We start from the raw sequence: 11,795 nt of genomic DNA on the forward strand, positions 1-11,795 counted from the left end.
TCATCCCAAGAGAGCTCCTCCCGCCCCTGCGGAGGCCTGCAAGCCGGCCCGGAGCCCTGCAAGCCGACCGCAAGCAGAGATCAACCCGACCGGCGTAAACCTGGGGGTGAAAGGAAGGTGCATGGTCATGAGTCCGCGAAGCAGTGTCACGCCGGTGGTGGCGAGTGGAACCGCGAGTGCCGTGAAGCTGCTGGTCGCCACGCTCGCTTTCACCGGGGCCTACGTGGGGGTGGAGGCGTCGCAGAACGCCTCCGGCCAGGCCCGGGCGAGCGTGGTCGCGGACGGCCCGGTGCAGACGGTGGTCCTCTCCGCCGAGGAGATGCCCGTGACCACGGCGAAGACCCCGAAGAGCGGTGTGATCACCGTCAGCGCGGTCGCCTCCGCCCAGTCCTGCGAGAAGCCCTACCGGGCGCAGAGCGTGGTCGACAACGCCGACCCCGAGGACACCGTCTCGTACGGCTGGCGCCTGGAGCGCTGGAGCCCGGCCGCCAAGAAGTGGCGGACCTACCTGACCTCGGACTCCGGGTTCACCGGCGCCTCCCGGACCGTCGAGTGGCGGCCCCGGATCGTCAACAACCCCGGCTGGTACCGGGTGAAGCTCTCGGTCTCCGGCGGGGACGTGCTGAACAGCGAGAAGTTCCAGGTCAGCTGCTGACCCGGCCGCCGCGCCCGCCCGGCGGGCACGCCCGGCCGCCCGCCGCGCGCGGCCTCTCCGGTCACGCGCCCGGCGGGCCCGCGCGTCCGGCGAACCCCGCGCGCCCGACCGGCCCGGAGAATCCCGCACCGGCGGATCTCACGCCCCCAGCGAGCGCTGGGCCGCCTCGACCCAGCGCGGCACGCCGACCCGCTGGGCGACCTCCAGCGCCTTCTCGTAGTGCGGCTTGACCGCGTCGGCGAAGCCCAGCCGGAGCGCCAGGTCGCCGAGGGTCAGCGCGACCGGCCAGAGCGCCACCACGCCGGTGCCCGCCCCGGCGATCCGGTCGGCGAACGGCTTCAGCGTGTCGTAGGCCTCGACCATCCGCTCGCGGTCGTCGAGCAGCATGCCCGCCAGCGCCCGCCAGATCATCGCCAGCTCGTAGAGGAAGTCGGGGCGCACCGGGGTCCGCACGGCGATGAGCGCCCGGGCGTCGCGCATGTGCCCCGCCGAGGCCAGGGCCACCGCGTAGGCGTCCAGGGTCCACTTGGCGCCGCGCTGGTGCGCCTCGCCCAGCGGCTCGACCATCTCCGCGGCCCGGCCGTTGACCAGGTGCAGGCAGAACGTGGTGATCAGCGGCAGGTCCTGGCGGCCCTCCAGCATGCCGGCCCGGGCGGTCAGCCGGGCGGCCTCCCGGTAGGCCTGCTCCGCGCCGGCGAAGTCACCGGCGATCATCAGGCGCTGCCCGGCGTACCAGGCGCCGACCGCGGCCGGCGCGGGCAGGCCGTACTGCCTGGCCAGCTGCTCGGCGGCGGTGACGTGCGCGTCGGCCTCGGCGAACGAGCCCGAGGCGGCCGCGCACTCCATCAGCACCAGGTGGGCCAGGGCCTGGACGGCGACCTGGCCGCTGGCCGCGCCGACCTGGAGCAGCTCCCGGCCGATGACCTCCCGCTCGCCGACCGGCGTGATGCCGTACGACTGGCGCAGGCGCCCGCTCAGCGCGGTCGCCAGCAGGGCCGGGTCACCGGTCCTGCGGGCCAGTTCCTCGGCCTCCAGCGAGGCCTGCTCGCCGCGGGGCGTGGCCGAGCCCTCCAGCTCCAGCGCGACCGTGGCCAGCAGGCTCGCCCGCAGCGACTGCTCGGCGGCGGGCAGCTCGACCAGGGCCTGCTCGGCGACGTCCACGATCTCCCAGGCGGTGCGGGTGAAGTCGCGGGCCATGCCCTTGTGCGGCACGGCCAGCGAGGCGGCCACCCGGGCGGTGAGCTCCAGGTCGCCCAGCGGCCTGGCCGCCTCCATCGCCTCGCGCCGCCGCCGCCGGGCCGCGGCCATGTCGCCGCAGAGGGCCAGCGCCTTGATCAGCCGGAGGGTCAGCAGCAGCCGCTCGCGGGTGGACTCCGGCGTGTGGGTGATCCCGGACCGGTCGAAGGCCGCGATGGCCTGCTCCCAGAGGGTGGCCGCCTCCCGGTGGGCGAAACGCCGCTCGGCCTGCTCGGCCGCCAGGCCCGCGTAGTGCACTGCCTTGACGGCGGTCTCGGTGGTCCCGGCGGAGTCGTAGTGGTGGGCGAGCGCGGCCACGTCGGAGGGGTTCCTGCGCTCGATCACCGAGGCCACCGCGGCGTGCAGCCGGGAGCGGCGCAGCCTCGACGCGTCGGAGTAGAGCGTGTCACGGACCAGGTCGTGGTCGAAGCGGAGCCTGCCGGGGCCCGGCTCGGTGACCAGGCCCGCCAGCAGCGCCGCCTCGACGGCGTCGACCACGGCGTCCTCGTCGCCCGCCACGTCGACCAGCACGTCCACGTCGACGTCCCGGCCGATCACCGCGGCCTGCAGCAGGATCTGCTGGGCCGCCGCGGGCAGCCGGGAGATCCGCCGCCGGAGCACGTCGCGCACGCCGGACGGCACCCCGGAGATCACCTCGGCGGCGGTGGCGCGGTCGCTGACCGCCTCGGCGTCGAGCAGGCGCACGGTCTCGCGGACGAAGAAGGGGTTGCCGCGGGTGCGCTCGACGATGCTCTCGACGGCCTCCTCGTCCACCTGGCGCACGCAGGTCGCCCGCACCAGCTCGGCCACCGCCTTGGGGTCGAGCCCGGACAGGGCCACCCGGACCGGGCCGAGCCTGGCCAGCGCGGCCAGCACGTCGGCCTGCTGGTCGGTCAGCTCGCTGTCACGGCAGGTCACCACCAGCAGCACCCGGCTGCCGGCCAGTAGGCTCGGCAGCGCGCGCAGCAGCGCGAGGGTCTGGTCGTCGGCCCAGTGCAGGTCCTCCAGGGTGAGCAGGAGCGGGGTCTCCCTGGCCACCGAGGCGAGGTAACCGCCGACCGCCCGGTGCAGCCGGAAGCCGCCGGAGGCCTGGTCGTCGTCCGGGGCGGGGGCGGCGTCGTCCAGCAGCGGGGCGAGCAGCGGGGCGTACTCTCCCGGCCCGGCCGCGGCCATCAGGGCCCGCAGGATCTCCACCCAGGCCCAGCCGGGCGGCGTGGCGCTGCTGTCGGGGCAGGCTCCGGAGGCGGTGCCCCAGCCGTCGGCGGAGAGGCGCTTGGTGAGCTGGCGGACCAGCGTGGTCTTGCCCGCGCCCGCGTCGCCGCTGATCACCGCGACGGTGAAGCGGCCGGTCCGGACCGCGGCGGTGACCAGCCGGTCGAGCTCGGCGTCGCGGCCGACGAACGGCTCCGGCTCCAGCGGAGGCAGCTCCACCGGGGCCATGGCGGGCCGGGGCGGCCAGGTGTCGGCGACCACCGCAGGACGCTGCTGGCGCTGCGGGGCGGGCAGCTGCAGGCCGGGATCCTGGGAGAGGATGTCGGACTCCAGCTTGCGCAGCGCCGGGCCCGGGTCGATGCCCAGCTCGTCGGCGAGGATCGTGCGGGCCCTGCGCAGCGCGGCCAGCGAGTCGCCCTGGCGTCCGGACCGGTACAGGCCCAGGGCGAGCAGGCGCCAGCCCTCCTCGCGGAGCGGGTGCTCGGTGGTCAGAGCCTCCAGGTCGGGGACCGCCTCGGCGGCCATGCCCAGGCGCAGGCCGGCGTCGGCGTGCCGCTCGCGGGCGATCAGGCGCAGCTCGGTCAGCCGGTTCACCTCCGCCTCCGCCCACGGCTGGTCGGCGAAGTCGGAGTACGGCGTGCCGCGCCACAGGCCGAGCGCCTTCTCCAGGGCGGCCCGGGCGGAGGCCGGGTCGTCGCCCTCCAGCTGCTCTCCGGCGGTGCGGACCAGCGACTCGAAGCGGAGCGCGTCGACCTGGTCGGGCGCGATGCGCAGCGCGTAGCCGGAGGCGACGGTCACCAGCAGGCGGTTGGGACCCCCGCGCGGGCGACCGGGCTCCAGGACCCGGCGCAGGCGTGAGATGTAGACCTGCAGGCCCGACTGCGCGCCTTTCGCCGCGTCGTCGTCCCACAGGTCGTAGAGGAGCGAGTCGACCGGCACGACCTGCCCCCGGGCGACGAGCAACCGGGCGAGGACGGCACGCTGCCGCAACCCGCCCAGGTCGAGCCCGTCGTCACCGGAGTGCGCCTCGACCGGACCGAGAACCCGGAACGCCACCATGTCAGCCGCCACGCTATGCGGGCTTTCGAATCGCGCACAAGGTCTTTCCCAATCTGGCAGGTGTGAGCACGCCCCGGATGCCCGCGGACCCCCATGGGACGGAGGTCCGTACGCACCCTTAACGGCCGACCGGCTCCTTTTCGGGCGCCGGAGTGACGCCCGCGCGCCTGCGCAGCAGGGCCCACGCGCCCAGCGCCAGACCGCCGAAGGGGATTTCGACAGTGTAGGTCCAGAAGCCGAAGAGCAGTGCCGCGGCGGTCGCCGAATCCAGCGGGGCGCCGAAGAAGACCAGCGCGCCGGCCGTCCCGGCCTCCATGATCCCGGCCCCGCTCGGGGTGACGACCGCGGTGGTCAGGACCCGCGACAGGGCGAAGGCCGCGATCGACTGGGCCAGGCCGGGGTAGGCGCCGGTGGCGTGCAGGCAGCAGACGAGGATGAGCCACTGGAGGCCGAGGAAGGCGATCATGCCCAGGGTCAGGCCGGGCCAGCGGCCCCGCACGACCGCGGAGGTGTCGGCGCGGAGCTTCTCCAGGGCGCCGGAGGCGGCGTGCCCGGCGGGGCGGATCTTCCGGGGCGCGAGCCGCGCGAGGGCGTCCAGGACGCGGCCGAGCACGGCGGCGGCGCGGTCCCAGTACAGGGCGGCGGCCACCACCGCGACCAGGACCAGGATGGACGCCGCGCCCGCCCAGCCCGCGCTGACGACGGCGGGGTTGAGCGCCTGCCCGCTGGCCAGGAGCGCGACGATGCCCAGCGCGGGCAGGACGAACCTGAACAGGGTGTTCCAGATCCCGCTGGCCAGCGTGGAGACCACGACGGCCCGGGCCGGGAAGCCCCACCCCCTGGTCATCGCGAAGGTCAGCGCGACCCCGGCCGCGCCGCCGAAGGGGAGCAGGTTGCTGACCGCGCTGCCCGCGGCGTTCAGGGCCAGCGCCTGCGGGTGGGTCAGCCCGGGCAGGGAGGCGGTCAGCACGAAGGTGTAGGCGAGCAGGCTCGCCAGCCAGACGGCGGCCATCAGCGCGACCGTCTGCCAGCTCAGCGCGGCGAACCGGGCGCCGATCTCGGTCCAGGAGACCGTCTTGCCGGTCAGCGTCCGTACGAGCTGCGGCAGGAAGACGACGAGCATGGCGGCCAGTCCCAGGGAGAAGGCCGACAGCCCGATCTGAACCCATCTGTTCTTCATATGACCCCCTGGAGCAAGTGTGCCGGTCCGGGGCTCATCCTTTGGGAGGAGATTCGAGGGGGTGCCTCAGCCGGGTGCCGGGCGGCAGGCCGCGCCGGACGTACCACTCGGTGCCGAAGACCAGCCGGTAGAGCAGATGGGGGATCTTGAGCATCACGCCCAGGGTGCGGGTGTCCGCGCCGGTGGCCTGGGTGGCGTGGGCCGCCATGCTCGCGCGCTTCTGCCGGGCGAAGCGCCGCACGTTCACCCGGTGGGTGATCTCCTCGGCGGGGGAGTAGGCCCGTTCGAAGGCCCGCACGTCCAACTGCGGGTAGAACCTGCGGACCAGCCGCAGGCTCGCCAGGAGCGGGTCGCGGTTGACCGTGGCCTCCAGCACGACCGGGGTGCCCGCGAGCTCCGCGGCCCGCCCGCCGACCCGGTTCACCTGGACGTGGTCGGGATGGCCGTACCCCCCGGCCGGATCGTAGATCGTCAGCAGGTCGGCCCCCTCTTCGGTGAGGACCTCGGCCAGCCGCCGGGCGGCCTCCTCGGTGTCGGCGTCGATGAACGCGTTCGCCGGGCGGTCCTCGGCGATCCCGCCGCCGGGGGCCAGCCCGGAGTCGCCGTAGCCGAGGTTCACCACCCGGGCGCAGCCCAGCGCCGCCGCCGACTTGTACAGCTCCGCCACGCGGGCCTCGCCGAGCGCCTCGCCGGGCGCGAGATCGGCCTGCCCGCGCTCGCCGGAGGTCGCCACGACCACGACCACGCGGTGCCCCTCGGCGGCGAGCATGGCCATGGTGCCCGCGGTCAGCAGGGCTTCGTCGTCGGGGTGGGCGTGGAAGAAGACTGCGGTCCTGGGAGTCGCGGAAGTCACGGAAGCGGCCACGCAGGCATGATCTCATGCGGGGCTACTCTGGCAGCGTGAGGATCCTCCACGTCAGTGACTGCTACCTGCCGCGCCTGGGCGGGATCGAAGTACAGGTCGCCGATCTGATCCGGATGCAGCGCGAGGCGGGGCACGAGGTCGAGGTGGCCACGGCGACCCCGGGGGAGCCCCTTCCCGGCGTGCACCGGATCGTCGCCCGGCTCCCCTTCGACCTGCCGGTCCACCCGTTCGGGACGGGCCATCTGCTCCGGCTGGCGGCGGCTCGCCGCCCCGACGTGGTGCACGTGCACGCGGGCGCGGTCTCGCCGTTCGCCTGGATGGGCGCGCGCGCCGCCGTACGTGCCGGGCTGCCCGCGGTGGTGACCGTGCACAGCATGTGGGACCCGGTCACCCGCGGGCTCTACCGGGGGCTCCGGATGGCGTTCGAGTGGGAGCGCTGGGGGCTGGTGGGCACCGCGGTGAGCGAGGCCGCCGCCCGGCGGATCCGCGTCGTGGCCGGGCGCGGCGTGCCGGTGCACGTGGTCTCCAACGGGCTCGACGTCTCCGGCTGGCGTCCCGCGGAGCAGGCGCGGCGGGACTCCGGGGACGGGCCGGTGCACGTCGTAGCGGTGGGGCGGCTGGCCCCGCGCAAGCAGCCGGTCCGGCTGCTGCGGCTGCTGAAGGAGACCCGGGCCCAGGTGCCGCCCGAGGTGCCGCTGCGGGCCACCGTGGTGGGGGACGGCCCCGCGCGCGCGCAGATGGAGCGCTACCTGCGGGCCAACGGGATGACGGGCTGGGTCTCGCTGCCCGGCCGCTACAGCCGCGAGCAGATCAGGGAGCTCCTCGCCTCGGCGGACGTGTTCGTCGCCCCGGCGCCCCGCGAGTCGTTCGGGCTGGCGGCGCTGGAGGCGCGTGCGGCCGGGGTCCCGGTGGTGGCGCGGTCGCAGAGCGGCGTGGCCGACTTCGTGCACCCGGGCAAGGAGGGGCTGCTCGGCCGGAGCTTCGAGGACCTGGTGGCCTCGGTCGCCCGGCTGGCCCGCGACCGCGAGCTGCGCGAGGCGATCGCCGCGCACAACCGGGGGACGGAGCCGGTCGCCACCTCCTGGCCCGCCGTGCTGGAGGGCTTCGACCGCTGCTACGAGCAGGCCCGCGCGACCAGGCGGTGAGCGCGGGGCGGGCGGCCGGACCGCCGCGCCGCGCTGCCCCCCGCAGGCGGAGCGGCGGCCCGTCCGGCCGTGCCCTCCTCCCCGGGAGGGCACGGGTCTCGTCGGGGAGGCCGCGGCGGGTCCGCGGCGCGGACCCGGGCCGTTCCCCTAGGAGCAGGCGCTGGCGAGCTTGGTGGTCGCCTGCTGGGCCTTGGTGCCCAGGTCCTGCAGGGCGGTGGTGGCCGCCGCCGGGTTGTTGGGGTCGATCTTCAGCGCGCCCCAGGTGGCGGAGAAGTCGTTGAGGGCCGAGGCCAGCTCGCCGTCGGCCTTGTCCGCCAGCGCCTTCAGGTCGGCGGAGAGCTTCTGGTTCGCCTCGTTGAACTTGTTGAGGTCGCCGGCGGCACCCGCGGCGGTGCTGGAGTAGTCCGTGAAGAGCTTCTGCGCGTCGGCGCAGAGCGCGGTGTTGGCGCCGGCGCCGCAGGCGGCGGACATGGAGACGAGTGCGGCCCCCGCGACGGCGACGGCGATACGGCGGGGGGAGAGGACGCGGAACATTGCTTGCCTTTCATTGCAAACTGTGACGACCAGAAGAGTATGGGGCCCTCCTTGCGGATCACTTACATCGGGCTTACATCTGGCGTTCACCGTGCTTTCGCCCAGGTGGGCGGGCGCCGCCCGGCGCGTCGCGCGTGTGGCCGCCCGCACCGGCCGGGCCGGTGTGATCCGCTGGTTCGTGACTGTCTGTTCACGTCAAGGGGCGACTGTCCGCTCTTGTCGTCTCCGTCCCGTCAGAAGGGGAGGGGGCGTCCGGAGGGCGTGCGCAGGTCGAGCGGGGCGGGCCGGCGTGGCGGCCGGGGCCGCTGGAGGATTTGAACCCTTTTCATGTCCTACTCCCTTTTGTTGGAGTATGGAGAGACTATGCGACCCGACTGACATTTTCGTCCGCTTCGTGAGATTTTCTGTCTCGGAAGCGCGAGGTCAGCGCCGCAGCACGAAGCCGGACTCGTTGTCCCCCCAGCCGACCGAGCCCACCACCCAGACCGTCCCGGTGCCGGGGACCCGGGTGATTCCGGTGCGGCCGACGTCGTCGGACACCTCGTACTGCTGGTCCTCCTCCCGGGCACGGAGCAGCGGGCCGTACCGGGCGCTCCACCGCGTGCCGTCGAAGTGCAGCAGGAGAGGCTGGCCCGAGTGGTCGGCGTCCACGCCGCTGGCCCAGACGTCGCCGGCGCCGAACGCGGTGAGGCCGTGCAGCGAGCCTCGGGCGACCGGCACCTGCGAGCGCCGCCACCCCGACCCGTCCCAGTGCAGGACCAGCGGCTCGGCCTCCCGGTTGCCGTACACGTCCTCGGGTCCGGTGGCGATCTCGCCCACCGCCCAGACATCGGATGGGGAGACCGCCCAGACCCGGTTCAGCCTGCCACCGGGGATCCGCGGGGTCTCCATGGTCTCCCACAGGCCGCCGGTGGTGCCGTGCCAGGCCAGCGGCCCGCTCCCGTCGTGGCCGACCGCCCAGACGTGCTCGCCTCTCGCGGTGACCGCCGCGAACGTGCCGGCGGTCTGGAAGAAGTTGCGGAACTCGCCGCCGCGCCGCTCCAGGACCACCGTCTCCGACGGGCCGGTCGCGGTGAACCACGTGCGGTCCCCGGTCGCGGCGACGTCGGTGAGCCGGTAGTCCCGGGCCACCCCGAAGGGCCGCTCCCCCGCCCACCGCCGCCCGTCCCACCGGACGGCGACCGGGACCTCGCCGTTGCCGACGATCCACACGTCGTCCGGGCCGCTCGCGCTGACGCCCTCCACGTGGTGGAGGCCGTGCCCCTGCACCGGCGTCTCCCGCCACCGGGCCCCGTCCCACCGCACGACGGCCGGTGAGCCCTCCCGGTCCTCGGCGCTCGCCTGGTAGCCCACCGCCCAGACGTCCTCGGGCCCGGCGACCGCCACGTCCACCAGCGCGGCGCTTCCCTCCAGCTCGGGGACGGGCGCGGCCTTCCACTCCGGGGCCGCCGCCACTCGCCCGGTGGCCCGCGGGCTCGCCGCCGCGCCCGGGGTGGCCGTACGGCCCGGCGCAGGCGAGGAGCCGGAGACCGTCGTGCGCTCCGGCGCGGGCGACGGGCCGGGCGCCGCCGTCCGGCCGGGGGTGCACGCCGCCATCAGGCAGGCGGTGAGGACCGCGCCCGCCGCCCGTATCTTCGTCATCCGCCGCATCCCCCCAGAATGCCCGTCCCCGGGCTCGCGGAACGGTCGGCCGCCAACGGCAGGGATACCGGAAGTAACCGACGTGGATGTCGGCGACATCGACGTCGCCGACATCCATGTCGGTTACCGTATTCCCATGACTTTCGTCGGACGGCAGGAGCAGCTGGAAGCGCTCCGGGAATGGTGGGAGGAGCCGAATGCCCGGCCCGCTCTCCTCTGGGGGCGGCGGCGGGTGGGCAAGACCGCTCTCCTGCAGGAGTTCGCGTCGGACAAGCCGGTGATCTTCCATACCGGCGGGAATCGCACGCCCCATCGCGAGCTGGAGGAGCTCTCCTACCGGGTCGCGGCCGGCACGCCGTCCTCCACCCGTGATCTTCTCTCGCGGCCCTTCGGGAACTGGGACGAGGTGCTCGACCACCTCGGCCGGGAGGCGCGGGACGAGCCGCTGCTGCTCGTGCTCGACGAGTTCCCGGAGATGATCAGCAGGGCGCCCGAGCTGGAGGGCGTGCTCCGGGCCTTCCTCGATCACTCCCACGGGCGGACCAAGCTCCGGATCATCCTCTGCGGCTCGGCCGTGCGTACGATGCGGTCGATTCAGGAATACCGTGCGCCTCTCTACGGCCGGTTCGACCTGACGATGCAGCTGCACCCGTTCCGCCCGCACGAGGCGGCCGAGATGCTGCCCGAACTGACCCCGCCGGACCGCGCGCTGGTCTACGGCCTTCTCGGAGGTATGCCGCTCTACCTGTCGTGGTGGCGGCAGGAGCTCTCGATCGAGGACAACCTCAGGCGGCTCGCCTGCCGTCCCGACGCGAGGATGATCCGTGAGGGGGACCTCGTCCTCGCGACGGAGGCGGGGCAGGGAGTGCATCTCGCCGCCACGCTGCAGGCCATCGCCGAGGGTTGCACCAAGCACAACGAGATCGCCGACGCCATCGGCGCCGACCCCACCCGCACCCTCAACGACCTGCTGGCACTGCGCCTGGTGGAGAGGCTCCAGCCGGTCACGGAGTCCGCGCGGACCCGCAGGAAGGTCTACCGCATCACCGACAACTTCCTCGCCTTCTACCTGGGCACGCTCTCACGTGTGCTGCCCGAGATCGACCGTGGGCTCGGTGAGACCGTCCTGCCGGTGCTGGCGGCGTCGCTGGACGACCACATGGGGGACGTCTGGGAGGAGGCCTTCCGTGATCATTTGAGGCTCCGAGCCGCGGAGATCGGGCCCGAGGTGGTGGCGATCGGGCCCTGGTGGCGAGGTGACGGCCAGCACCAGATCGACGCCGTGGCGCTCAGCGGCCGGTCCAGGACGCCGGTCCTGGTCGGAGAGGCGAAGTGGGGCCGGAAGGTGAACGCGGGCCGGATCAAGGCCGACCTCGTGGCGAAGGCGGCGCACCTGGCCAGGAATCCGGGTGAGCTGCGCTACGCCGTGTGCGCCAGGGAGACCGTTTCCAACGCGGATGCCGACGTCCTGTGCGTCACCGCCGCGGACATCTTCGCTCCGCGCCCGTCCTGACGACCGATCCGGCTCCCGGCCCGGAGCGGGTGGTGTCCTCCCGCGATTCGGCGGGGTCGCGGGAGGACACCGCGGGGAAGGTCAGCGTCTGCGGGCGATCGTGACGCCGTCGCGCACGGGCAGCATCACCGACTCGACCCGGTCGTCGGCGGCCGTGATCTCGTTCATGCGGCGCATGGCGACGGCGTCCTCGTCCTGGAAGGCGGGGTCGAACACCCGGCCGCCGAGGAACACGTTGTCCAGGACGACGAGGCCGCCGGGGCGCAGCCGGGTGACGATCTCCTCGTAGTAGGCGGGGTAGCCGGCCTTGTCGGCGTCGATGAAGGCGAAGTCGAGGTGCGGCTCGGCGGGGAGCGCCCGCAGCGTCTCGATCGCGGGGGCGATCCTCAGCTCGATGCGCTCCGCCACGCCCGCGCGGTCCCAGTAGCGCTCGGCGACGGAGGTCCACTCGGGGTTGACGTCGCAGGCGAGCAGGCGGCCGTCCGCGGGCAGGCCGCGGGCGATGCAGATGGAGGAGTAGCCGGTGAACACGCCCACCTCGACGGCGCGGCGGGCCCCGGACATCCGGACCAGCATGGTCAGCAGGGCGCCCTCGTCGTGGGAGACCTGCATCCCGGCGGCGCCGCCGGTGGCCCGGCGGGTCTCGTCGGCGAGCTCGCGGAGCAGCTCGTCGGCGGGTGTGCAGTGCGCGAGCAGGTAGTCGCCGACGACGGGGTCGAGAACGGACATGGAAATCCTTTCGGTGGTGATGTCGC

9 protein-coding genes are annotated in these 11,795 nt (G+C 74.1%); 3 read left to right on the top strand and 6 right to left on the bottom strand.

All coding sequences use genetic code 11. The features are described 5' to 3' along the window. The first annotated feature begins 127 nt into the window (after positions 1–127). Entirely contained in the window at positions 128–655 is a 528-nt protein-coding gene (locus FHS22_RS07965; RefSeq protein ID WP_184939775.1) for a hypothetical protein, read from the top strand. A gap of 138 nt (positions 656–793) precedes the next feature. Here FHS22_RS07965 and FHS22_RS07970 read toward each other — a convergent pair whose 3' ends face one another. The 3 genes from FHS22_RS07970 to FHS22_RS07980 form a co-directional block, all read right to left on the bottom strand. Beyond that, positions 794–4,174 (bottom strand): ATP-binding protein, encoded by a 3,381-nt coding sequence (locus FHS22_RS07970; RefSeq protein ID WP_338047650.1) that lies wholly within the window; start codon positions 4,172–4,174, stop codon positions 794–796. A 106-nt stretch (positions 4,175–4,280) separates the two neighbouring features. Next, positions 4,281–5,342, bottom strand: a complete 1,062-nt coding sequence (locus tag FHS22_RS07975) for a lysylphosphatidylglycerol synthase transmembrane domain-containing protein (RefSeq protein WP_184939779.1) — start codon at positions 5,340–5,342, stop codon at positions 4,281–4,283. Positions 5,343–5,376: 34 nt separating this feature from the next. After that, complete coding sequence (locus tag FHS22_RS07980; RefSeq protein ID WP_338047651.1) at positions 5,377–6,207, bottom strand: PIG-L deacetylase family protein; 831 nt, start codon at positions 6,205–6,207, stop codon at positions 5,377–5,379. A gap of 35 nt (positions 6,208–6,242) precedes the next feature. Between FHS22_RS07980 and FHS22_RS07985 the strand changes: the two genes are divergently transcribed. Further along, on the top strand, positions 6,243–7,352 hold the full coding sequence (locus FHS22_RS07985) for a glycosyltransferase (protein ID WP_184939781.1): 1,110 nt from the start codon (positions 6,243–6,245) through the stop codon (positions 7,350–7,352). A 147-nt stretch (positions 7,353–7,499) separates the two neighbouring features. On the opposite strand, the gene FHS22_RS07990 is transcribed toward FHS22_RS07985, so the two are convergent. Further along, positions 7,500–7,886 carry a hypothetical protein gene (locus FHS22_RS07990; protein ID WP_184939783.1) on the bottom strand — a complete coding sequence of 129 codons (387 nt, stop codon included), beginning with the start codon at positions 7,884–7,886 and terminating at the stop codon, positions 7,500–7,502. A 423-nt stretch (positions 7,887–8,309) separates the two neighbouring features. Then, the gene (locus FHS22_RS07995; RefSeq protein ID WP_184939784.1) at positions 8,310–9,527 is read right to left on the bottom strand and encodes a hypothetical protein; all 1,218 of its coding nucleotides are present in this window, start codon (positions 9,525–9,527) and stop codon (positions 8,310–8,312) included. A 136-nt stretch (positions 9,528–9,663) separates the two neighbouring features. Here FHS22_RS07995 and FHS22_RS08000 point away from each other — a divergent pair, with 136 nt between their 5' ends. After that, on the top strand, positions 9,664–11,040 hold the full coding sequence (locus FHS22_RS08000; RefSeq protein ID WP_184939786.1) for an ATP-binding protein: 1,377 nt from the start codon (positions 9,664–9,666) through the stop codon (positions 11,038–11,040). An 81-nt stretch (positions 11,041–11,121) separates the two neighbouring features. Here FHS22_RS08000 and FHS22_RS08005 read toward each other — a convergent pair whose 3' ends face one another. Then, positions 11,122–11,769 carry an O-methyltransferase gene (locus FHS22_RS08005; protein WP_184939787.1) on the bottom strand — a complete coding sequence of 216 codons (648 nt, stop codon included), beginning with the start codon at positions 11,767–11,769 and terminating at the stop codon, positions 11,122–11,124. Positions 11,770–11,795: the final 26 nt, after the last annotated feature.

The organism is Thiemannella venezuelensis (genome assembly GCF_014203605.1).
Taxonomy (GTDB): Bacteria; Actinomycetota; Actinomycetes; order Streptosporangiales; family Streptosporangiaceae; genus Planomonospora_A; species Planomonospora_A venezuelensis.

Bases quoted from the DNA above. Each gene is read 5' to 3' on its own strand.
- FHS22_RS07965 (WP_184939775.1), top strand. From the start codon at position 128: ATGAGTCCGCGAAGCAGTGTCACGCCGGTGGTGGCGAGTGGAACCGCG.
- FHS22_RS07975 (WP_184939779.1), bottom strand. From the start codon at position 5,342: ATGAAGAACAGATGGGTTCAGATCGGGCTGTCGGCCTTCTCCCTGGGA.
- FHS22_RS07990 (WP_184939783.1), bottom strand. From the start codon at position 7,886: ATGTTCCGCGTCCTCTCCCCCCGCCGTATCGCCGTCGCCGTCGCGGGG.
- FHS22_RS07995 (WP_184939784.1), bottom strand. From the start codon at position 9,527: ATGACGAAGATACGGGCGGCGGGCGCGGTCCTCACCGCCTGCCTGATG.
- FHS22_RS08000 (WP_184939786.1), top strand. From the start codon at position 9,664: ATGACTTTCGTCGGACGGCAGGAGCAGCTGGAAGCGCTCCGGGAATGG.
- FHS22_RS08005 (WP_184939787.1), bottom strand. From the start codon at position 11,769: ATGTCCGTTCTCGACCCCGTCGTCGGCGACTACCTGCTCGCGCACTGC.